The 22,748-nt window shown below is 51.8% G+C and carries 20 protein-coding genes and 1 tRNA gene; 5 read left to right on the forward strand and 16 right to left on the reverse strand.

Annotation, left to right across the window (positions count from 1 at the left end):
• Positions 1-10: 10 nt before the first annotated feature.
• Complete coding sequence (gene miaB / locus CAFE_RS06910; RefSeq protein ID WP_233452739.1) at positions 11-1,432, reverse strand: tRNA (N6-isopentenyl adenosine(37)-C2)-methylthiotransferase MiaB; 1,422 nt, start codon at positions 1,430-1,432, stop codon at positions 11-13.
• A 172-nt stretch (positions 1,433-1,604) separates the two neighbouring features.
• Here miaB and CAFE_RS06915 point away from each other — a divergent pair, with 172 nt between their 5' ends.
• Positions 1,605-2,114, forward strand: coding sequence for a hypothetical protein (locus CAFE_RS06915; RefSeq protein WP_156990177.1), 510 nt, complete (start codon positions 1,605-1,607; stop codon positions 2,112-2,114).
• Between the two features lie 455 nt (positions 2,115-2,569).
• Here CAFE_RS06915 and CAFE_RS06920 read toward each other — a convergent pair whose 3' ends face one another.
• The 5 genes from CAFE_RS06920 to CAFE_RS06940 all read right to left on the reverse strand — a co-directional run bounded on the left by CAFE_RS06920 (position 2,570) and on the right by CAFE_RS06940 (position 7,029).
• A complete protein-coding gene (locus CAFE_RS06920) occupies positions 2,570-3,634 on the reverse strand; it encodes a DUF4097 family beta strand repeat-containing protein (RefSeq protein ID WP_166525084.1) in 1,065 nt (354 codons plus the stop codon).
• Positions 3,627-3,947 carry a PadR family transcriptional regulator gene (locus CAFE_RS06925; RefSeq protein ID WP_066642516.1) on the reverse strand — a complete coding sequence of 107 codons (321 nt, stop codon included), beginning with the start codon at positions 3,945-3,947 and terminating at the stop codon, positions 3,627-3,629. The genes CAFE_RS06920 and CAFE_RS06925 overlap by 8 nt, the downstream gene beginning before the upstream one ends.
• Before the next feature lie 65 nt (positions 3,948-4,012).
• Entirely contained in the window at positions 4,013-5,329 is a 1,317-nt protein-coding gene (locus CAFE_RS06930) for a DUF4179 domain-containing protein (RefSeq protein ID WP_156990179.1), read from the reverse strand.
• Positions 5,326-5,757: a sigma-70 family RNA polymerase sigma factor gene (locus CAFE_RS06935; RefSeq protein ID WP_156990180.1), complete on the reverse strand. Its 432-nt coding sequence runs from the start codon at positions 5,755-5,757 to the stop codon at positions 5,326-5,328. Before CAFE_RS06935 ends, CAFE_RS06930 begins: the two co-directional genes overlap by 4 nt.
• Before the next feature lie 309 nt (positions 5,758-6,066).
• Positions 6,067-7,029: a glycosyltransferase family 2 protein gene (locus tag CAFE_RS06940; RefSeq protein ID WP_166525085.1), complete on the reverse strand. Its 963-nt coding sequence runs from the start codon at positions 7,027-7,029 to the stop codon at positions 6,067-6,069.
• 231 nt (positions 7,030-7,260) lie between these two features.
• Here CAFE_RS06940 and CAFE_RS06945 point away from each other — a divergent pair, with 231 nt between their 5' ends.
• Entirely contained in the window at positions 7,261-8,229 is a 969-nt protein-coding gene (locus CAFE_RS06945) for a hypothetical protein (RefSeq protein WP_156990182.1), read from the forward strand.
• Here CAFE_RS06945 and dhaS read toward each other — a convergent pair.
• Together dhaS and CAFE_RS06955 are read right to left on the reverse strand one after the other, a co-directional pair.
• Positions 8,226-8,822: a dihydroxyacetone kinase transcriptional activator DhaS gene (gene dhaS, locus CAFE_RS06950; protein WP_066642529.1), complete on the reverse strand. Its 597-nt coding sequence runs from the start codon at positions 8,820-8,822 to the stop codon at positions 8,226-8,228. The genes CAFE_RS06945 and dhaS overlap by 4 nt on opposite strands.
• 25 nt (positions 8,823-8,847) lie before the next feature.
• On the reverse strand, positions 8,848-10,116 hold the full coding sequence (locus CAFE_RS06955) for an HlyC/CorC family transporter (protein WP_156990183.1): 1,269 nt from the start codon (positions 10,114-10,116) through the stop codon (positions 8,848-8,850).
• A 289-nt stretch (positions 10,117-10,405) separates the two neighbouring features.
• Between CAFE_RS06955 and CAFE_RS06960 the strand changes: the two genes are divergently transcribed.
• Positions 10,406-10,481: transfer RNA gene (locus tag CAFE_RS06960), tRNA-Ala, on the forward strand.
• A 155-nt stretch (positions 10,482-10,636) separates the two neighbouring features.
• Positions 10,637-11,746: a HipA domain-containing protein gene (locus CAFE_RS06965; protein WP_156990184.1), complete on the forward strand. Its 1,110-nt coding sequence runs from the start codon at positions 10,637-10,639 to the stop codon at positions 11,744-11,746.
• Between the two features lie 336 nt (positions 11,747-12,082).
• Here the strand turns inward: CAFE_RS06965 and CAFE_RS06970 are convergent, their stop codons facing one another.
• The 8 genes from CAFE_RS06970 to CAFE_RS07005 form a co-directional block, all read right to left on the reverse strand.
• Positions 12,083-14,605 (reverse strand): phosphodiester glycosidase family protein, encoded by a 2,523-nt coding sequence (locus CAFE_RS06970; protein ID WP_166525086.1) that lies wholly within the window; start codon positions 14,603-14,605, stop codon positions 12,083-12,085.
• Between the two features lie 313 nt (positions 14,606-14,918).
• Positions 14,919-15,938 carry an ABC transporter substrate-binding protein gene (locus CAFE_RS06975; RefSeq protein ID WP_156990186.1) on the reverse strand — a complete coding sequence of 340 codons (1,020 nt, stop codon included), beginning with the start codon at positions 15,936-15,938 and terminating at the stop codon, positions 14,919-14,921.
• A gap of 30 nt (positions 15,939-15,968) precedes the next feature.
• Positions 15,969-17,018 (reverse strand): ATP-binding cassette domain-containing protein, encoded by a 1,050-nt coding sequence (locus tag CAFE_RS06980; protein WP_156990187.1) that lies wholly within the window; start codon positions 17,016-17,018, stop codon positions 15,969-15,971.
• Positions 17,019-17,027: 9 nt separating this feature from the next.
• Positions 17,028-17,708 carry a GTP-binding protein gene (locus CAFE_RS06985; RefSeq protein ID WP_156990188.1) on the reverse strand — a complete coding sequence of 227 codons (681 nt, stop codon included), beginning with the start codon at positions 17,706-17,708 and terminating at the stop codon, positions 17,028-17,030.
• Complete coding sequence (locus CAFE_RS06990; RefSeq protein WP_166525087.1) at positions 17,705-18,343, reverse strand: class I SAM-dependent methyltransferase; 639 nt, start codon at positions 18,341-18,343, stop codon at positions 17,705-17,707. Before CAFE_RS06990 ends, CAFE_RS06985 begins: the two co-directional genes overlap by 4 nt.
• A gap of 30 nt (positions 18,344-18,373) precedes the next feature.
• Positions 18,374-19,153 carry an ABC transporter ATP-binding protein gene (locus tag CAFE_RS06995; RefSeq protein WP_066648775.1) on the reverse strand — a complete coding sequence of 260 codons (780 nt, stop codon included), beginning with the start codon at positions 19,151-19,153 and terminating at the stop codon, positions 18,374-18,376.
• Complete coding sequence (locus CAFE_RS07000; RefSeq protein ID WP_156990190.1) at positions 19,150-20,226, reverse strand: FecCD family ABC transporter permease; 1,077 nt, start codon at positions 20,224-20,226, stop codon at positions 19,150-19,152. Before CAFE_RS07000 ends, CAFE_RS06995 begins: the two co-directional genes overlap by 4 nt.
• A complete protein-coding gene (locus CAFE_RS07005; protein ID WP_156990191.1) occupies positions 20,223-21,410 on the reverse strand; it encodes an ABC transporter substrate-binding protein in 1,188 nt (395 codons plus the stop codon). Before CAFE_RS07005 ends, CAFE_RS07000 begins: the two co-directional genes overlap by 4 nt.
• 355 nt (positions 21,411-21,765) lie before the next feature.
• Between CAFE_RS07005 and CAFE_RS07010 the strand changes: the two genes are divergently transcribed.
• Complete coding sequence (locus CAFE_RS07010) at positions 21,766-22,716, forward strand: helix-turn-helix transcriptional regulator (protein WP_156990192.1); 951 nt, start codon at positions 21,766-21,768, stop codon at positions 22,714-22,716.
• Positions 22,717-22,748: the final 32 nt, after the last annotated feature.

Here is a 22,748-nt window from a genome sequence, read left to right on the forward strand (position 1 = left end):
TAATAAATAATTAAGCCAGCTCCCCGCCCAAGATCCAGTTGCGCGCGCTGGTGATGCGAACCTCGGCAAAACTGCCGATGAAAGCCGGATCCCCGGCGAAATCAACAATAATATTTCCATCCGTGCGCCCGGTTAACAGACCGGTTTTGGGGTTCTTTTCCTCAACAAGGACCCGCTGCACCGTCCCGACGGAGGAAGCGCACCGAACGGCGGCGATTTTTTCCTGCTCGGCGCACAGCTCCCGCAGCCATTTTGACTTTTCTTCTGCGGGAATCGGGTCCGGCAGCCCCGCCGCTCTTGTTCCCGTCCGGGGAGAATAGATAAACGTAAACAGCGAAGTAAATTCCACCCTGCGGATCAGGTCAACCGTGTCGAGGAACTCTTCATAGCTTTCCCCGGGAAATCCCACAATCACATCGGAAGTCAGCGAAAGGTCTGTAATTTTTTCTTTCGCGTATTGAATCAGGTCCAGATATTGCTCCCGGGTATAGCCGCGGTTCATCTCTTTCAAAACGCGGTTGTTCCCGGATTGGAACGGCAGGTGAAGATGATGGCTGATATGTCTGCCCCCCGCGATGGTATCGATCAGCTCTTTGGTCAGGTCTTTGGGATGAGAGGTCATAAAACGGATCCGGTAATCCCCGTCGATTTCATCCAGCATGCGCAGAAGCCGCGCAAAACTGACCGGAGTCTTAAGCGTTTTTCCGTAGGAATTTACATTCTGGCCCAGCAGGGTAATGTCCTTGTATCCGTCGCGAACCAGGCCGCGAAACTCCTCCAGAATCGCCTGGGGCTCGCGGCTGCGTTCCCGGCCGCGCACATACGGCACGATGCAGTAGGAGCAGAAATTGTTGCAGCCGTACATCACGGTCAGCCACGCCTTGACGGCGCCGTCCCGCCGAACCGGAAGCCCTTCCGCAATTTCACGGTCCTCGCTGTCGTCGCCGCGTTCGAACACGCGCTTTTCTTCCGTCAGCGCGCGCAGCAGCAGCTGAGGAAAACGATGAATCACATGCGTGCCGAACACAAGGCCGACAAACGGGAACACGGAGCGAATCCGCTCCGCCGCCTTTTCCTCTTCCATCATACAGCCGCATACGGCGATCAAAGTGGACGGATGGCGGCGCTTGACGTTTTTCAGAGCTCCTACATTGCCGAAGACCCGGTCTTCCGCGTGCTCCCGGACTGCGCAGGTATTAAATAAGATAAAATCCGCATCTTCCTCATTCTCCGTAAACGAAAAGCCCATCTGAGCGAGGAAGCCTTTGATTTTTTCGCTGTCGGAAACATTCTGCTGGCACCCGTAGGTGCGAACCAGCGCCGTCGGAGCGCTTCCGCGCGCCCGCAGCGCCATGATTCCGCGGACTTCCCTGACGGCTTCATCATTCTCAAGAGTCTGGGCCTGAGAAAAAAGCGGGGTTTCTGCTGCCAAATTAAATTTCCTCCCATGCTTTGGATTACAGATCATTATAGCATAGCGCCGGAAATGCTTCAAGAAAAAACAGGAAAAAGCATTCCGTCCGCGAGGTCTCAATCGGTACGGTCACAGAACTTGACAGTTTTAATCCATCCCCATACAATTAAGCTGGGGGATGGTAATTAAAGTGAAAAATCTTCTTCATCGTTTATGTACCGTGTACGCGGAGATTTTTACCGAGCTGAAAATAAAATCAAAGAAAAGTTTTCAGAGCTCAAAAAGAAACGTTCTGAAGCGCAACAGCATTTGGAATGATGCAACGCTTTTTGCAGTCTTGTTTTTACTGGTTTTCATTCATAGCAATTTCAATCCGGGTAATTTCTTTGAGCCTGCCGAAAAGACTGCTCCTCTTTCCATTTATGCGGCTACGCTGCTCTGTGGCGCGGCCGGCGTGGCAATCAGGTTCCCGGGCCTGATTAATCGTCTGCATGGAGACAACCGGTTCGACCGGCTTCGTTTTTTTATTCTGGCTGTGCCCGGCTTTCTGGTTTTATTGCAGCCACTTGCCGCCGTGGGTCTTTCGTTCCCCTTTGTTCTGAAAGTTAACGTGTTGGGGCCTCTGGGCTTTTGGACCTGCATTGTTTTTCTGGACTGTATGAAAGGAAAGCCAAATCATAAAGAGGAGGGAATCCGTTGAAAAGCACGAACTGATTGATTGTGTCCTGGAGTTGCTGTGTGTTTTCGGCTTCTTGTACCTGATCACAAAAGGAGAGCAGTATTTAAAGCTTCAAGGTGAACGATACTATACTATGACTTGGGTTGTCGTTTACCGAACCGTAACGCCGATGGTTTTCGGCGGATTGACCCGAATTCCGAGCCTGATTTCGCGATGGCATGATGGCGGGCGGTTCAACCTGGCCCGCTTTCTCGTGCTGGTTGTCCCCGGCATTTTAATCCTCTTGCAGCCAATTTGGTCATTATTTTTTGGGTCTTGTATCCTGTTTCCCCTGTCCATGCAAACCCTCTTTGCCTACGGGATTGCCGTCTGGACCGGGGCCACATTTGTGGATTGTATTAAGGGAAACAATATTCGGTAGCTTCGTATCAACGAAACACGGCCCCGCTGTTTCGTACCGCAGCGGGGCCGTGCTTTTATTCGTCGAAATCAATGTGAATCAATCCGTTCGACGTATGAACCGACAGCTTCTTTTCCCCGCCGGAACGGCTTTGCAGATTGCTGACCGCGTTGGTGGTGTCCGCGTCAATCGTATAATCGTTTTCCCGACCCTGAATCGTCCCGCGGATCATTCCGTTGGTGGTTTCCAGCTTGATATCCGGCGACGCGATCCTTTCCAGAGAAATCGCGGCATTGTCCGTTCGCGCCGAAAGCTGCCCGGCGGTTGAGATGTTTTCCATCGAAATGAGCGCGTTTGAAGATTCCAGTTTGACATCCCGCGCGGAAATTCCGGACAAGCAGATGGCGGAATTGCTGGTCTCACAGCGGAAGCCGCCCAGCTTAGAAAAGTCCGAAGCGGCGATGGCGCTGTTCGATGTTTCCACCGTGATATCGCCCGCGAAATCTTTCGGAATCTTCACCGTAATCAGATCCGCCGGATCGATCACGGACCCGTTAATCCATGAATCCGGAAATCTGCTGCCGTGGCTTAAGTCCTTGTTGGCTACGGAAAAAACGCCGTTTTGATTTGACAGCTTGTAAACCTGGTCCTGTGCCGTACAGTATTGAGCCGTGATCTGGTCGCCGTCGGTTGAAACAAGTTCAATCTTTTTGTTTTCCGCGTTCACCTGAACCGTCAAAACACCGTCGGCTGCCGCGGCATAAGTTCTTGATTCCTTCTCACCGCCGTCCCGGGTGCTTGACGAGGAGGCCGTTGCGCTCGTTTTCACCTGTGTGTATGCAGCGAAGCCCAGAGCGGCGGCAGTCAGGGCGGCGACCAGGACGACACCAAAAAATGACACGAGGACGATCGCAACGATTTTTCCCGGTGACATTTGTCTCCTCACCGGATTTTCCGCCAGTATTTTCTGTGCGAGTACATGAACATCGCCCAGCTCGTTTACCGCATTTTCTTCCGGAATCCCGTTTTCTATTTTATCCTCCAGAATTTCACGGTAAAACTGAAGAATTTTTTCCCTCTCGCCGCGCGGAAGAGACCTTAATAGAAATTTCAGCCGACGAAAATACTGTTTCTTATTCATCGGTTTCTGCCTCCTGACAAATAAAATCATGAATCCGAACCAGATCCTGCCACTCTTCAAAAAAATCTTTGATTTTCCGCCGCCCCGTATCCGTAATCCGATAGTATTTTCGCAGCCTTCCATTGTGCGCCACCGAATATACCGCTAAAAATCCGCCGGATTCCAGTCGCCGCAGAATCGGATACAACGTTGACTCGGAAATCGTTACGCAGGACGAAACGTCGCGAATAATCTGGTAGCCGTAAGAATCCTTTCGGCTGACCGCCGCCAGCACGCAGATATCCAAAACTCCTTTTTTCAGCTGTGTGTCCAAGGCAATACCTCCGATTAGGATATATTATACATAGCATAGTATTCCCTGTCAAGAGGATTCGCACCTTATTTCAGCGTTATGACAACCGGTTCGTTGGGAACGGCGGGCGGCGTCCAGTCGCGCGTCAGATAAATGATTCCGCCCTTCCAATGATTGACAGAAACGATTTCTTCCATTCGATTTTCGCTGCTGCGATCGCTGAACGACTTCACATCCCAGTTTCCGGCGGAATCGGAATAAACGCTGCTGAAAATTTGCGAAAGATTCATTCCGTCAATGGGTTTTTCGAACGTCAGATTCAGGCGGCTGCCGTTCTGTTCCAGCTGCGTCATCCGGATGGAATCCGAAAGCGGCGAAGCCGTTTTATTTTTCACATCAACTTCAACGGTTCTCATCGATTTCGGCAGCCAGCCGATACTTTCCAGTTTAAGATACAAATGCTTGGAATGAGAGAAATAATTGCTTTCCAGATAAACGTCGCGAACATTGTCGCCGGAGGGATCAAAGGTCGCGGTTATCCCGTTTTTTCTGCCGCTCCACACATTTCCCTGTTCATCCGACAGGCTGAACGCGATATTACGGAGCAACGCGGTATTGGTTTTCGGCGTGTCCAGCGTGATTTTCGTCATAGTCGGAGCAATTTCCGCCGACTGAACGATGAGCTTCTGCCCTAAAACGGAATACTCTTTTTGAATTCCGAATTTTTCCGGCTCCTGAAACAGGGAATGGTCGATCGAAACATCCATGGTAAAATTCGCCGCCGCTGGCGCGTCCGGCGCAACCGCGGACCTGTCCGCCGCAATCAACTCAAGGTGAATCTTTTCAGGCGTTTCAGAGCCGTTTGTAAACTGGTAATGGATTTTTTGCAGCGCCTCCGCGCCGTTTTCCGGTTCCTCGCAGTCAGAAGCATATTCGACTTTTTTCCCAAATTCATCGGTCAGCCCATCGAGGCCCGCGCCCCGCAGTTCAAGACTTTGTCCGTCGGCGGAATGGAGCGAATAAAACAGAACCAGCTGACTTTTGTCGGCAATCAAATACGGAATGGACAGGGTCACTCCGTTCTTTGTCTGCGACAGTCCGACGGGCTGCACATACTCATTGTCAATCGCAGCTTTCAGCCCCGGCTCATACGTAACCGCTTTTGCAAGATCGCTGAGCAGAGGGATTCCTCCCACGGAGCGTGCAAATGCGACGGAGGTGTTTGCCAATATGACAAAGCAGGCCAAAGCCGCCGCGACTGCGGAAACCGGTATCTTCCAAAAGCGCGCTCTTTTTCTGGCCCTGCCGACCCTTTCCAGACAGCGCAGCGTCGTGCTTTGAAGCGCCGCAGGTTCATTTTCCAATTCTCTTTGCAGTGTCATAAATTCTTCCATACGGTTCATTCCAAATCCTCCTTCAGCTCCAGTCTCAACAGTTCCAACGCCCTGCGCTGTCTGGTTGCCGCCGTCCCCTGCGGAATTCCAAGCCGCTGCGCGGTCTCGGCGACGGTCAGCCCGGCATAATACCGCAGCACAACCACGCTGCGCAATTCCTCCGGCAAGCGGCGGACCGCCTCTTTGAGCGGCAGTGCGTCATACTGTTCCCGCGCCTGTTCCGGAATCGTCTCCACCGAAGTTTCCCGTTTGCCGCGCTTTAACTCCTTTTTACAGACATTGATCAGAATGCGGGTCATCCAGGTTTCAAAAAACTCTTTCCTCCTCAATTTTTTCCTCGCACCGTACCCTCGGAAGATTGCTTCGTCCACGGCTTCCAGCGCGCTGTTTTCATTCCCGAGATAGCCGAAAGCAATCCGGTACAATCTTCGTTTCAATTGGTCCGTCCTTTCAAAGAAGGATGTGTCGTCCACTGCCGCACCTCATTTCCTCATTTCGCGCTCATCTGTTAGATTCACGAGCGGGTTGTTTTTATTGAAAACTTCGAGTATTTTTTCGCATCGGCTGCGATTTCCTTGAAAAAAAGGGACTGTTGCAAAATAGCCTCGACGAAAAATATTGCACAAAAAATGCGCCTTGATTGGGCTTCGGCAGCCGCTTCAAGACGCACTTTCTTGCTTTTGGAGCTATTCCTTTGTGCAATTTGCTATCGCAAATTCATTTTGCAACAGCCCCAGAAAAATTATTTATTTTGGACGGTACAGTCCGGGCGAAAAGCGCCACAGGAGAATGCTTTTTCTCAATCCCGGGTCCATTCTGCGGTCAACCGTCAGTAAGTGATTATAGCCAAAAGCCTGGAGGCACCCCCGTACGGAGCGAATATCGTTCCCTTCGCGAAGCAGGACGTCGACCGCGTTCATGACGGCCTGCGGCGCTCGGACCCGTTCGATCAGCCGAAGCAGTTCCGTATCCCCCGGGCAGTTGGTTCTGACCGCGTCCGCAACGCGAAGGACCGACTCCACGCGCTGAAAAATATCCGTGCCCGCCGGTTTCTGTTTTCCGCGCTTCAGTTCGCTAATTTCGTTTCGTTTCAGCACCACGGGCGCCTGCACGACAGAGTCCGAAAGCAGCAGGCATCGCGCGATAAACTCCTCCGAATAACCGTAACGGCAGGATTCTTCAAATTCAATCTGCCGGTCCAGCAGGAATCCGCGCCGGATTAAAACGGCGGAAATGTCAATGGCGGAGCCGTGGAGAACCCAGTTCTTCAAATACTGACCCCCGCCGCGGTGAAGAATCGCGCTGCTCAGCGAACGGCGCTCGGCTGCGCGGGCTTCCTCCCGGCCCGTACAGCCGAATACGAAATCAGCTTTTGTCCGCTTCGCCGTTTCCAGATAAACAGAAATAAAATTTTCATATAATCTGCGGGCAAATACAAAGGAAACGTAACTGCCGTCCGCCTTTTGGATACCCGTATTCAGCGCTGCGGAAGCCGTTGAATTTCCATTCTGAATCACATAACCGTGAAGTCCCATATCCTTCATCCGGCGAACCGCCTGCAAAACCGTGCGGTCAGTGGAACCCATGTCGACGACAATTAATTCCGAGCTCACGCTCTCGGTCTGCTTCTGAATAAAATCGAGAACACCCACAATTTCTTCTTCAACATTTTTGACCGGCAATATAAGGGAAAGTTCCGTAGCCTTCACAGTGACATACACCTCAACTTTTTCAGTCCTGCAATAAAAGTATATCATATTGCCGGCGGGAGGAAAGCCTTATTTTTAACAGATCGCGGATATAAATTACCGATTTCTTGTTTAGTTTCCCTGCCTGTCATATTAATCCGACAAAATTGTAAAAAAATATGACACTTTTATAAAATTGTCTATTTTATGCCTTTCGGCAAAAAGGTATTTTAAAAAAAGGGGGTGATCAGCATGAAATTTGATTCCGTTATGAAAAGAGCCGCAATCGGGGCAACCGTGGACCTTGCTCTTCGGAAAATCGTGGACGACCCCCGCCGAAGCATGAAAAACGCGGTGGATTTGTTCAGCTACATGACCGAGGACCTGTTCGGTGAAAGCACGATGTCAAAGATACGCCGTGAGGCGGAAAATCCAAGAAGCTGTTTCTACCGCATGATAACCTCGATGGTTCAGAATGTGGACCATTTCATTTTAAAAACTGTCGGTACTAATATGTGCTATAACCGTATCGCCATTCTTTCTGAACCGGAGCGGGTTGCCGTGGAAAAGCAGCCGAAAGGGTCCCTCCCGTTTTCACCCGGTCGGCTTTCCGAAAAGGTAAAGTCGGCAAAAGAAGCAGGAATCTATTTCTTCGTCCTCTGCGGTTATCGTCCTCTCCGTTTTCGTGAAAGGATTCTCGACATATGCCGAAAAAACAGGGACTGTGTCTTTTATATTGCCGCTGATGGGAACGATATCAATGAAAATCTCGCCGGGGAGATCGCGAAGGCCGGAAACATTATTTTATCCGTTAGAATCAACACCCGGATCGAGCCTGAAAAAATGGTTGCTGAATGCAGCCGTTTCTTTCAAATTTTAAAAAAACAGAAATGCCTGTTCGGCTATATCGCTGAAATAGGATCCTCCTCGGCTAAATCATGCTGCAGCGACGGCTTCATCAACTGTATGGCAAAATATGGCTGTCTGTTCGGCTGGTATTACGCTGCGGAGCAGGGAGGCCAAAACAGCGCCTGCCGTCTGGCTGTAAACAGGCTGATGAAATATTCCTTAACTTCCCGAAGCAAGCCGCTGCTTCTTCTCAGTTCGGATAACGACCGAATGATCCTGAACCGGTTTGTAACTGGAGGACGGTGTTATTTGATTTTTTCAGACAAAGCGGTAAAGCGCCACTGCCAAACCCCAAAGACGCGTTGGTGTTAACGCCGGTCCGGCCCTTTGGATTGGTCGGCAATCCCGCCCAAATATCTCGCGGCCGCAACCTTTTTGCTGTCGTCGATGAAATACTTCAACCTGTCCACCAATTCCTGCGGCTGTTCTTTCATTCCGCTGCGAGCCCACTGTATTACGATCCCGACCAGACCGTATGTATAGAACTCGGCGATAAAATTCTTATCCGCTTCCTGAATTTCTTTCCCGTCCTCCACCGCGTTGACAATCTCTACCAGCAGGCTTTTCGTCAGAGTGAAAAAATAATCCTGAAAAGCGTTCTGCCCTGTCACATTCAACGCGTTTCTGTAAAAAAATTTTTCTCGTTTCATGATGCTAAGGATTTCAAGCAGAACATCGCTCCAGTCCTGAAAGGTCTTGCGGGAGGAGACGGCGGAAACAACCTCGTTGTAGTAAATCCAGTTTACAAGATCATACTTATCTTTAAAATGATAATAAAACGTCTGGCGGTTGATTCCGCAGTGCTGCACAATGTCTGCGACCGATATTTTTCTGAGATCCTCTTTTTTCATGAGTTCCTTGACGGATTGTGCAATCGCCTTTTTGGTGATGAGCGACTCGGACATAAACACCCCCTGCTTTCCCGACGAATCATTCGCTGCTTCTCCGGTCCTGTTCCTCATTGATCGGACACGGCAGCAGAAACGTTACCATTGTCGCGTGTCTGGCGGCAGCCTTTAATACCGTGATTTTTATTTTCTGGAATTCAAAATTATCCCCCGCGGCGGGTATTTTTCCAAGCTGTTCCATCACCCAGCCGCTGACCGTCACGGAATCGAATTCATCATCCGATTTCTTCAGGTCGAAAAAATCAAACATATCATCCAGGTTTGCCGCGCAGTTGACTTCATAAGTCAAATCGTCTATCTTCTTAAAATAATCGATCACTTCATCATGTTCGTCCCAAATGTCTCCTACAAGCTCTTCCAGAATATCTTCCATTGTCACGATGCCTTCCGTGCCGCCGAATTCGTCGACAACAACGGCCATATGTGTTTTTACCTGCTGCAAAAGCCGCAGAAGATCCGATATCTTCATGCCCGTGCCGACATAAGAAACCTTTTTTACGATCTGTGAAACACTGGGTTCTCCCCGGTGCAAAGCCCGGAAATAGTCTTTCTCATGAATCATACCCACAATATTGTCAATGGATTCCTCGTAAACCGGCAGGCGCGAATAATTTGTATTTAAAAACAGCTCGGTGATTTTTTCCATAGGCATTTTTTGATCAACCGCTACGATATTTACTCTTGGAGTTAAAATGTCGTTCGCATCAAGGTCGTTAAACTCGATCGCGGAGCGAATCAGCTCCCCGTTGCGCTCATCGATGCCGCCGTCGTTCTGAGCTTCGTCGACGAAAGTCATCAGCTCCTCCTGCGTAACTTTTTTTTCATCCTTGCGCTTAAAAAGATGCCCCAGCAGCTTCTTCCACCATGAGGAAAGATAATTCAGGGGCGTGAAGAGAAAAACGAAAAAAGTCAGCGCCGGAGTAGCCGAAAGCGCAAAACTTTCGGGACTTTCCTTAGCAAGGAACTTTGGGGATATCTCCCCCAAAATCAATACGATCACCGTCATGGCGGCGGTGGAAATTGTAATGCCTGCGCTCCCGTATAAGTTTGTAAAGACAATCGTCGCAATGGAAGCGCCCGCAATATTGACAATATTGTTGCCGATCAGAATCGTGGAAAGCAGGCTGTCGTAATTCTCCGCCAGATGAAAAGCTGCGGCGGCACGCGCGTTCCCGTTATTCGCCAAACTTTTAATTCTCACTTTATTCAGAGTTGTAAACGCTGTTTCGCTGGCAGAAAAAAAAGCCGACATCAGCGTGAACGCTAAAATCAATAAGATTTGGTATGTCATGCAGATCCCCTTTTGAATTTTATTGTTTATTTTTTACTTTTTATTTTATCACGATTTCCATATTTTTTCAATTTCATTCCTATCATCGGATTTTTTTAAAAATTTCCGAATAGCTCTTGCAAAAAAATGACGAATATGATATTATAACAAAGCTGTTTGAAAGGCAAGACATTTGGGGTATTGCTCAGATGGAAGCGCAAGCTACCACCTGTACTCCCCCACAAGAAAAAGACAAACGAAAAATTGGAAGATCCGGAAAACCGCATGAATGCTAGGTTTTCTGACATGAGGGGCATTAGCTCAGCTGGGAGAGCGCCACACTGGCAGTGTGGAGGTCAGCGGTTCGATCCCGCTATGCTCCACCAAAAACAGGAAACCACAAGGCCAAAAGCCCTGTGGTTTATCTTTTATCTGACAGCGACCGGACACTTGATAGAAAAATCGGGGCAGGTGGAAGTGTTTCCATTACGAAAATACTTTACGATAAATTCATAGCATCATGGATGGGAGGCGGTGTCAGTTGCTGCGGCTCAACGGAACCTTAATGTCCCGCGACACACAGGTTGCTCAGGTAAAAGACGGCAATCTGGAAGTGATAAACGAGGCTCTTCTTCCTCTGTATTTAAAACGAACCGGCTATTTGGAAGGCTGGCTTGAAAGCAGGGCAATCGACCGGCACCGCACGAACTCAAGGCTTCTGAAAAAGGCGCTGCGGCTCAGCAATTACGATGATGTTTCCATGGTCCTGAAAGTCAGCGCCGCCACCATCACCGATACCTACTGGTTTAAGGGCGACGAGGAAAGCACACTCACCTATCGTGACATTGTGTTTAAAGAGAATTTGTTCGACAAGCTGGCTTTGTACGGTGACCCAGACAGCTTTAATTTAAAATACAGCCCCACTCCGGAGCTGACCAATATCGGGAGCTACGAAAAATGCTGGAGGCTGATCGACGGGCACTGGTGGCTTTATAAGCAGGGCAACGACCTGGAACGGTTCTCAGAAATGTTTATTTATGAGCTGGGGAAAGCTCTGGGCTTCTCCATGGCGGAATATGAACTGGACGGCAAGTACATCCGCAGCCGTGATTTCACGGACGGAGCCAGTGTCAACTATGAGGCGGCGAACGGTCTTGTCGGTGACAACGACGACTATATTTTTAATTTTGATGCCTTTGAAACGTTATTCCCAGATACCGCCAAGCAGTATGTCACCCTGATTTATCTGGACACTCTATGCTTCAATATGGACAGGCATACGGAAAATTACGGGATTCTGCGCGATGTGCAGACCGGGGCGGTGCTGTCCTTGGCACCAAATTTTGATAACAACATTGCTCTTCTGTCAAGGGGTTACCCCAAAAACGAATACCGCAAAAACGATAAGCTGATCGAGCTCTTTCAGGAACTGCTGTTGAAGCGTCCAAAGGCGCTTCGATACTTTACGAAACAAATCATCCCGAAGCTCGACCGAAATCTCATCCTTTCCTGCTGTGACAAGATCCCGGTCAAGGTCGACCGCGATTTCCTATGCAACTTCATCCTCAGCGCGGATCATCAGATATCACAGTTTATTCAGAGCAGCGGTATGTCAAATGGATTCGAAGACGAACCCCGGCAATCACTGTAGCGGGAAATAGCTTCAAACAAAATCCGAATCAGTAATATATTGTCCTTATCCAGAAACATTGGGGGATCCTCGATGCTTTTGTTTTATCTATGCAGCATGTTTTGATAACAACAGAGGAGAGCTATGTTTTTCAATAGGAGAACATAGCTCTTTTTTACACCCAAGGCAGTGTCAAAAGAAGTTCGCAATTTAGGGCTTCAGAAAATGAATCAAGCAGGTTTTAAGAGAAGTACTGAACGGATTCGGGGAAGATAAGCTTGGAAACGGACCGGTCTTCCGCGATTTCTCATAACTTTCAAGAATCAGCTTCTAAGGGAATTGCTCCTCATTTCGTGATTAATAATTGAATTGAAGGTCGTCGAAAAGCACGTCGGTCTTGTAGTTCTGAGACTGCTTTAAAATCCTTTCCGTGTTGGAAAAGGAAAGGTAATTGAACACAATCGGCATCTTCCAGTCCTGCGGAATATCCGCCTGCAGATATTTCCAGCCGATCCAGTCCATGCTGTCTGTCAGCAAAAGGATTTTCGGCTTCGCCTTGGTTTCGTTCCGATAGCCGCCCTCGCAGTCCGCATAAAGACTCACACTCAACATGCAGCTTTTGTTGTCGCTGACGCCGTCATGGTTCTCATCCCCGCTGTACACCCACACGCCGAAATTTTTCGGCATGGCTTTCGCAGTGAAGCTGGATTCCATCGCAGCCCGCTCCTTTTCGTTCCATTTGCCATGGCCTGCATAATCCTTGCCGGTATCCCAGAGCGGGACCAAATTTGCAGTCCCGTTCGCCGTCCGCTTCTGATTGCTGTCGTCCCACGCCCACAGCGACGTGTCATAGGTCAGACGGAAACTGCGGCTGCCGTCCCGGACCCGGCTGTTCGGCGTGCTTTTTGTCTCTAGCCCCAGCATGCTGCTTTTTCCGCCGTATTGATTTTGATTTCCATACAGCACGCTGCCGGCATAATATCCTTCAATCGGGAATTGCTCGAAGTTGTCGACGGTCTGCCCTTTCGGACCTACGACCACCGGAATTGAATAGGTCTTTCCGCCGAAATTTGCGGAAACAGTGGCCGTGCCGCTGGCCGCCGTGACGGACAGCAGGCCGTTTTTCATCGACCCTGTTTTTGCGTTCGACAGGGACCATTTTGCAGCGGAGGGATCGATGAGGACCGTCTGATTTTCCGCGTCATACGCCTGAAGAGCAAACTGCTTTTTCGCCCCTTTCTGAACCGCGATCGCACCGGTTTCCCTGAGACCGATCGAGTTCATCCCGCTCAGATCCAAGGCCCGGACATTCGCCGTGCCCGAAACTCCATCTACCGTTGCGGTGACCGTATCCTGACAGGCGCTGCCGGGCGCTGTGTAAGCTCCGCTTTGATCGATCGCGCCTTTTTCCGCTTTCCAAACGATGGAATGTCCCTGCGCGGAGATCGGATTGCCGTATTGGTCCGTCAGCCGGACGGAAAAGCTCGTGTGGGAATCTTTGTAAAGGCTGGTGTTTCCGTCCACCAGCACCTGGCCGACCACGCCGGTCGGCTGCGCGTCGCTGACAAACAACAGGGAGTTCGAAACGATTCGGGAGCTGCCGTCGCTCGGATAGCTGACCGTGGTCGGCTTGCCGCTGCCGGCGCGCCGTGCGATCATCTCGGTGGAACCGCCCCCGTCCATATTGATTACGCCCGTGCACTGCAGAGTTTGAAGCATATATTCGGCGACGTCTTTCATGGTCGAGCCTTGGCTTGCGCTGAAATAGGCCCCGGCCTTGGCGACGGTGAGCACGTGGATCGTTCCGTCCTTGGTCAGGCCAATCACGGTCCGCGCGTTCTGATCGGTCCCTGTCGCATCCACGACCGCATGGTTCAATTCCCCGTTCTGTGCCAAAAGCTGAAAGCTGTTGACGGCGGTCACGGCGTCGTCCTGCAATATGCCGCGGTTGTTCAGCGTCCCGTCCGGGTTTTCAGTATAGGAGCCCGAATAAAGATGGCAGACGTAGGAAACGTCCATGCCCGCTGCAAGCCCGCGCACCTCCGCGGCCTTCGTCCCGTATCCGGCGTAGACGATGCAGTCGGCGGGGATCGGAAAGCCCGCCGAGGAATACAGGGCGGTCACTTTTCCGGTATATTCCGTTCCCGCATGCAGGAAGCCGGAAAAGCCGCTGATCTGAATCAAGGCATACGCCTGATCGGCCGGCGCTTTACCCGCGCCGTTCCTCATGACGTGGTCCGCTGTGAGGTCACTGGTGAAAATTCGCGTAGAATTTGCAGGGGAAAGATAACCGGCCGGGCCCATGAAATGATTCCGGTTAATGAAATCGGCCTCGGCCTGATAGCTGCCGCCGATCCGGATCGTGCCGCCTGCCCGGAGAGCGCCGATATGCGCCGATCCGGAGGAATCGACCCAAAAGGCGGGCTGCGTTTCCGTGTACGAATTGTACGGCTGGCTGGTGACGATATCCCCGTTTTGTACCAGAATGCCCCGGTTGCTGCCGTAATCCATATCAAAAGAATCGGCGTTGATCCCTGCGACAACCTGATTTCCTCTTGAAATTTCACGTTGGGCCTGATCGCCGATGGTTTCCACCGCATTGACCGTTTCCTTTGCTTTCCCGGCTGTGATCCGGATGTTCCGCGCGCCGGAGCTTACGGCCAGATGGTTGAAACGCACCCGGTCTCCCGCCTTGCCCGCATAATTTTGTACATCTTCTTCCGTATAGCGGATGCCTTCCGCCAGATTTTCACTTGCAAGAAGGACCGTATTCTCATTGACGGCGGCATCCGCCCCTGGAACGAACGGAATAGAAAAAACTAAAACCAGAACAAGAAACAACGATAAAGGCCGCTTGATCAATTTCCGACCGGTTTTCAATGTGATACTCTCCCTTCCGGATTCAGCGATGGAACACACTGTTTTATGCGCCTTCAATAGTATCATTCCATTTGCCCGCAACTAAATTCCTTGAAAAATCAGGGGAACCAATTTAAAAATGATGGGAGATCCATCCGTCTGAATCTCGCCTCTATTTCCAAATATAAGTATATCCGGCAAGGTAATTTCTGTCAAATATTTAGAGCTAAAAAATTGACGCGCTCGCTGCAAGCTCCCAGAGTCAAACGCGGCGCATATAATCCCGATTCTCAGACGCCCCGAGAACCTATGTGCCGAAGCCCAGCTTAGCCTCTTAAATTAAAAACTTTTGAAACGGTTCCGTCACATGGTCGACAACCTCTTCCATACGGTGAGAATTAATGAAATCCCACCCCAGCCATTGCAGCTTTGCTCCTTCGGGCAGGGGATTTTTCACCAGAGGAGTCGTCACCGGAAAACTGTTTGCGGCGGAAATCTTCCCGTACCGCTCTCCGGTGATATAATCGATCAGCACCTGATACTTTTCGGTCATGCCTTTTTTGACCAAAATAAAAGCGGGATCGAAAATTGCGCCGTCCTCCGGCCAGACAAGCTCCGTGCGGTCTGTCTTGCCGCAGGCTTTTCCAAAAAACAGCATCATGACGTAGATGGCGGTACCCGCTTTGGCAGATGTGCCCGCAAGTTTGGCCATTTCCGAGGGGTGCATCGCCTGACGGACATTCGGTTCCAGCATTTTAAGCCCCTCATCCCCAAACATCTTGTACAGGTAAAGCAGAAGCGTTTTGGAAACCATGCCGTGCGCTCCCCCGATGGTGATGTTATTGCGGTAAACGGGGCTGAGCAGATCCTCCCATTTGCGGGGAACCGGCAGATCGCCGAGCTTTTTCCGGTCCACCAGAAATACGGCGGGATACCCGGAATAAATGTAAAACTCGCCGGATGGGTCGTCAATTCCCGCTTCTTCAAAGGCCGGGCTCAAACCGTTCCTTTTGATGGACTCAAAATAACCCTGTTTCAGAAAACGCTCGCGGAACTGTGAGGAAAAGTAATCCCCCAGTCCGAACGAGGCGATCATACCCGGAAGATCGTCGATGGTCAGGTATTTCAGGATGTCTCCGGCCGTCGCTTCGGTCCGGTCTCCCTTGCTCCCGCAGATGGTTGGAACATAGCTGTAAAAAGCACATCCTGTTTCCTTCTTATACTGTTCCGCCACTTCGTCGTAGCCCTGTTTAAAATTGGCTTTCATCGGGCACAGGACCTGACCGATAAAGTCCAGTCGGCTGTCCGCGATGACGCTGGAACAGGCCTCGCCGGTTTTGACCATTTGACTCATACACGTATCCTCCTTCTTGTTTCAGGTTCTTTACGCCGAACCCTGAACTCCGTGAAAAAAAGCTTCCATGTCGAAATCCAGCCGGCCGCCAAGACGGATGGACCGGCGGAGCTCCATTAGCTTCCGGTCTTCCCGTTCGATCACCGCAAGGTTGCTTCTTTCCCGCCGGGACGTTTCCAGCACCCGGTAAACGCCCCCGTTCCGGATTACCACCCTGCGGTCGGCCGAAAGGGCCAAAAGCGGATCGTGCGTTGAAAGAAACACAATTTTTTCTCGCTCGGCAAGAAGCCTGACGGCCTGTTCCCGGTCGATTCCCGCGTTCTCAATCTCGTCGATCAGCACGATCGGGGAATTGCTGAGGATTGCGGCGTCGGCGATCATCAGCGCCCGGGACTGGCCCCCGCTCAACTGTGTGACGCCGGAATCCATTTGGAACGGTTCCCCGGACAGCCGGTTTGCGCAAAGAAAGACCTCCTCGATTCTGTCATCCACCCGTTCAACCATGCGGCTTTGCGCGTGCATGGTTAAAAAGTCGCGGATCGACAGGTCGATGACAAAATTCATGTTCTGTGAAAGCTGGGAAATTAAGCGTCCGCCAAGCGAAAAGCGACAGGCGTCGTCCGGAATTTCACCGTTGATCAGAATGCTCCTTTCCGTCGGCGTGTCGCTCTGGGCAAGGCATTCGATGTCTCCCAGAAGGCGGCTTTTCCCGGAACCGGTCGGCCCGACGACGGCGACGATTTCCCCGCGGCGCACCGTAAAGCCCGACTGCTCCGCATTCCCGGATTTATCAAGTCCGGGAAGGACGGTCAGTTCCCTGACGGCGACCTGCTCCCCGGATTTCTCGTCCCGGTCCTTTTCCATCAGGCGAACGAGGGAGTCCGAAATTTCTCCGCGCGTCAGGCCGAAATCCTCCAGATATTCGTCGGCGATCCCCTGAAGCGCCTCCTCCAGAGTCTCCTCCGTGTCCAGCCGTTCCAGCCGAATTCCGCTGAAAAAGAGCCGAATGGCAGGGCAAAGCTCGAAAAGCCGCCCCAGCTTCTGCGTGTGAATCATTTTTAAAATCTGACTGTGTTCCATATTGATTCCTCAAAACTCCATTTTTCTGGTAAATCCCATCTGGAATTCCTTCCCGATCAGCGTCTGTCCGAGGCAGTAGGAGCATACGGCCGCCGGCATGGTAAAGCGGAGACGCATGTGCTCCAAGCTGTCAATTTCTTTTGCACGCTCAAACCACTTGCTTAGAGCCAGCGCCCCCTGCCCTGTGAGACCGTTGACGGAAACGACGGCGGCCCTCGGGTTTGTTTTTCGGATGTGAAAGGAAAACACCTCCCGCTCCGCCTGCGAAACAATGTCGCCCTTCGTTACGACCACGAGGTCCGCGTTGCGGAGCATCGGGCCGATTTTCTGGGGCGTGTTGATTCCGGAAAGATTGTCGATCACACAGACGGCGAGGACGTCCCGGATATGGGGAGAACAACGGTTACACAGCCCCGCGCTTTCGGAAATCAGATAATCGAAGCGGTTATTCAGCCCCCACTGAACCGCCTCGCTGATATTTGTGATGTAATAGTGATCGGGGCACAGATTTCCGGAGATGCCGACCCGCACCGGAATCCCCGATTTTTGATATATCCCGTCGTCACAGGTGGAAAGGCAGTCGAATTTAACAACGCCGAATCTGACATTCTGCGGGAAAAACCGAACTGCCTGAAGAACGGCGGAAGTTTTCCCGGAGGACGGCGGGCCCGAAACTGTAATCAGCTTCATGACACGGCCTCCATTCTGCGTGGCTTCTGCAGCAAAATCCAGAAGCCCTTCTCCTCATTGTCAATGAACTCAAATTCCGCGCCGAGCCCGCTTAAAATTTTGCCGTAATCCTCTGCGGTAAATCCGTTGGTCTTCCGGTGAACGCACTCCGGCCAGTCGGGGGAAACCGTCTTCATCTTTTCCACGATTTTCCGCTTCAGGTCCAGGTTCCCGAATCCGCCGCCGATATAGGCTTTGCCGCCCGGGCTCAAAACCCGCAGAATTTCAGAAAAGGCGAGGCCCTCATCCGGCCAGAAACCGAAAGAACCGCGGCTCACGGCGAGGTCGACGCTGCCGTCAGGAAGCGGAATCCGTGAAACGTCGGCAACGATCGGCGTTGCGCGCTGTCTGAGGCCCCACTGCGCCGCCCGATGTTCCGCGATCGCCGCCGCGTCCGGGTTCCGATCCAGTAAAACAGCTGAAAGCCCTTTTTCCTGTTTTAATACGGAAAGCCCCAGATGCCCGCCCCCGCAGCCCAGGTCAAGAATCCTTCCGGAGGTGATTTTGGAATAAGCGAGGATGTCCTTTGCAATCACCTCATAGATCGGGAAAAAGATATTTTCCGCGATGCAGTCAAAATCTTCCGCATGATTCATCTTCTTCATCTCCTTGTTCTTCACGCTTTTTCAGTTAATCAGGGGGACGCAGGTCTTGACACCAATGCCGTTTCCGATGGAAACTTCAGCAATTTTCACGGAAACCCCATAAATATCCTGTAAATTTTTTTCCGTAACGATTGTATCCGGCGCGCCGATCTGCAACCCACCCCGCCGCAGCAGGGCCACGCGGGAAGAACACAGAAACGCATGATCGGGAAAATGGGACGTCATCACGACTCCCAGGCCGCTCTGCGACAGCTTCTTAATCCGCCTCAGAACGCGAATCTGATTCCCGAAATCAAGATTGCTGGTTGGTTCGTCCATTACAAGAATTTTCGGTTTCTGCGCCAGCGCCCGGGCAATGAGAACCATCTGCCGTTCGCCGCCGCTGAGCTCCGTAAACCGGCGGTTCCTCAAGCAATCAATCTCCAGCGCCTCGAGCACCCGTTCAACGATTTTACGATCCTGTTCGCCCGGCGTGGAAAACGTGCCGAAATAGGCGGTGCGGCCCATCAGGACCACATCGAAGACCGTGAATGGAAAGGGGGTGTTGTGCGCCTGGGGGACGTAGCCGATGGAACGTGCAAACCGTCTTCGCGACCAGCCGCTCACATTCTCCCCATCGGCCCGGATTTCCCCGCCCCTCAGGTTCAGAAATCCGAGCACCGATTTGAACAGCGTGGTTTTTCCCACGCCGTTCGGTCCCAGAATGCAGAGAATTTCGCCGGAGGAAACGCTGAACGAAATTCCGCTGAGGACGTTCTTTCCGCCGTACCCGCACGCGACGGACGAAAGCTCCAGTTTCATTCCGCCGCCCCCCTTCTTTTCAGCAGCAGATAGAGAAAAAACGGAGCGCCGATGATTGAGGTCAGAATTCCAAGCGGAATTTCCGTCGGGAAAATGCAGCGGGCGGCATTGTCAACCAAAAGGAGGAAGGCGCTCCCGATCAGAACGGACGCCGGCAGAAGCGTTTTGTAATTGGGGCCGACCACAAGTCTCGTCAGATGCGGAATAATCAACCCGACCCAGCCGATCATTCCGGAGACCGCGATGGAAGCCGAGGTCAGCAGAGTGGACGAGAAAATCAGCAAAATGCGGATTTTCCGCGTATCCACGCCGAGCGACTGTGCTTCCTCGTCCCCGAAGGTCAGCGCGTTGATCTGCCAGCGGCTTAAAAAAAGCGGGATCATGCCGGCCGCACAGGGAATCAGAAGCATCCAAACCTCCCGCCAGGTGATGGAGGAAAGTCCTCCCATCAGCCAGAACGTGATCTCCGGGAGCTTGTCATTCGGGTCCGCAACATACTTCGTGATGGAGGTGAATGCGCTAAACAGATTCTGCACCACCATTCCGGTCAGAATCAAAAGCAAAACCGTTTCTCCGTGCCGCCCAACCGCGCGGGTGAAAAGCGAAGTCATTAAAACGGCGGTGATTCCGCCTAAAAAAGAAGAGAGTTCAATCCCCGGGATTCCGAACGAGTTCAGAATCGCCAGCGCCGCGCCGAAACCGGCGCCGGCCGAGGCGCCGAGAATATCCGGCGACACCATCGGGTTCTTGAATATTCCCTGATTCGTCGCGCCGGAGGCGGAAAGAGCCGCGCCGACCAGCAAGGCGCTCAGGATCCAGGGAAGGCGCACGCCGAACAGGACCGTCGCCATTGTGGAAAAGTTTCCTTCCAAGGCGATTCCCAGCGCCCGCATCCGGAGCAGCCTGAAAAACTCGGGAAGCGGGATTCCATACCGCCCGACCGTGAGGGAAAACAGAAAAGCGGCAATCGGCAGAATGGGCAATACCGCCGCGATTTTCACTCTTTTTTGGCTCACACTCACGCGTCCGGCCCTTGGCCCGATCTTTACAAGCCTGACCGACGGGGCGTTCATGGACCGACTCCCGAGGCTTTCAGCAGCGCTTCGGCCTGCTCACCGGATACTTCGGCCTGATAAAAAAGCTGATAAAATTTTTGTATTTCATTTTTCAGGTCTATTTTTACCGTATCGGGGTACAAAACACTCGCAAGCCACTGTACCCCCAGCACGCGCGCCACGGAGGGCGGGCGGTCAAACCAGTTGAACGGGACGGAAACCGGCGTGTAAATTCGTTTGTTCCGCACGGCGGAAACGGCGGCCCATTTAGGGTCGGAGTAAACGGATTTTAAAAATTCATCGCCCCCCATCTTCCTATTCACCAGAATTACCTCCGGATTCCAGGCAAGGACCTGTTCCATCGACACAGCCGTTCCATTCGCCATCGCGGTGGTTTTCATATCCACCACGTTGATTGCCCTGACAAAGTCGATCACCTCCGTATGCATGGAATCCGTCCCGTCCGTTTTTAGCCCGTCGGCGCTTTCCGAATAATACAGCTTCATCCGCCGGCCGGCCGGGACCTTTTCGCAGGCGGCTTTCGTCTTTGCGAGAGAGTCCCTTACATAATCCGCCAGTTGATCACCGCGATCCTTTCGATTGATGAGATTCCCGAAAAATCGATAGCATTCTTCGGTCCGGTCCAGATCGGAGGGCGCCTCCACAATCGGAATTCCTGTCTGTTCGCTCAGCTTTTTCACCGCTTCGCCGACCTGTCCCTCGTGCGCAAAGTCCAGAATGATATCCGGCTTCAGTTTAATAACGGTTTCCGTATTGATGGAATTCTGTCCCGCCATGTTCCCTCCGAGAACCGGCAGATCCTTGTACGGAGAGAGAATATATTTTTTCTCCTCGTCCGACATAGCCCAGCTCCACCCGAGGAGCGTTTCGGGCGCGAGCGTGTAAAGGAAGTCGGTTCCAATGGGACTGGAGCAATACACCCGGCGGATCTCGTCAGGCACAGTGATGCGGTTTCCCATCATGTCCGTGATCGTCCTTGTCCCGTCTGCGGCCTTCCGATGACTGGAAGTCGCCTCGGATGAGATGTCGGAGGAAAGAATGGAGGCGGCCTGTGAATTCGGCGGGCTCGCGCTCCCCTGAGAACATCCCAAAAAAAGACCGACCGCCAGAATCGTCAGGGATAGGCCGACGGCGACCCTGTATAATCGTACATTTTTCCACTTTACCTGACCTATTTCCATCCTCTCTTTCCTCCTGTCTGCCGCAGCCGGGTATTCCGGTACCAGCAAATAAAAAAACAGACGGAAGTAAAGCCGTTAAGCTTCTTTGCTTCCGTCCGCATTCTGTTTGTTTTTGTACCGTTTCATTTTAAATCGTTTTGTTTTATATTGCAATACTTCGAAAATAATCCGTTAGATAAAAGGTTTTATTCGATTTTAAACATAATTTATTAGTGAAGTGTAGAAAAAATCCCAATTAATTCCATCATGAACTAAAATAAATAAAGTCAGTGCAAAAAGACACCATCCTTTTCTTGCAAACGAATGACAATTTGGTATAATTAGTAACGAAATAAAGCGGAAAGGGACTTGTGAAATGAACCAACCGGCAAAAGAGCTTACTGCACTGACTCCCCAGGAAGTCGCGGATCTGCTGAAAATCAGCAAAAATCTGGTCTACGAGCTGATTAAGCGGAAAGAGCTGAACGGCTACCGCATCGGCAATAAAATCCGCTTTGATTACAGCGACATTCGCGCGTATCTTGAGTCCGCCAAGACCGGCCCGGGCAAAGCGGACAAAAACGCAGGCCGAAATCCTCTTCTTTCAGAGCGGGAGCCTGTCGAAAACGGATTTGTCCTGTGCGGGCAGGACCTTGCGCTCGACCTGCTCTCCCGCAGGCTGGAAGAATTTCGCGAAGGCCAGCGGATTCTTCGTTCGTATATCGGCAGCTACAACGGTCTTTACGGCCTCTATAACAATGAAGTGCAGCTTGCGACGGCTCATCTTTGGGACGGGAAAACCGGAACGTACAACACGACATACCTCCGGAGCCTGCTCCCCGGAACTGCGGTTGTCTCGGTTAATCTGGCCTACCGGATGCAGGGCTTCTACGTGCAAAAAGGGAATCCGAAAAACCTGTGCTCCTGGGAAGACCTGAAACGCTCCGACATCACCATTGCAAACCGCGAAAAAGGAAGCGGAACCAGAATCCTTCTGGATGAGCATCTGCGCCTGCTCGGTCTTGAGGGAACGCAGATCAAGGGCTACAACCGTGCCTGCCTCACACATCTTGCGGCTGCCGGCGCGGTTGCCCGCGGCGGAGCGGACGCCGCGGTCGGCATTGAAAAAACGGCGATGCAGGTTGATTCGATTGAATTCGTTCCTCTGCAGAAGGAACGGTACGACCTTGTTTTCAAGAAGGAAAACCTTTCAAAGCCGTTGTTTCGGCAGACTTTGGAAACGGTTCGCTCCCCGGAGTTCCGCGCCGAGCTTCAGGCGATCGGCGGATACGACGTTTCAGAAACCGGCATGCTGACTTCCGGCTGAATCCGCGCTCGCTGCGGGCGGAACGCGGTCAA

The organism is Caproicibacter fermentans (genome assembly GCF_009746625.1).
Lineage (GTDB): Bacteria > Bacillota > Clostridia > Oscillospirales > Acutalibacteraceae > Caproicibacter > Caproicibacter fermentans.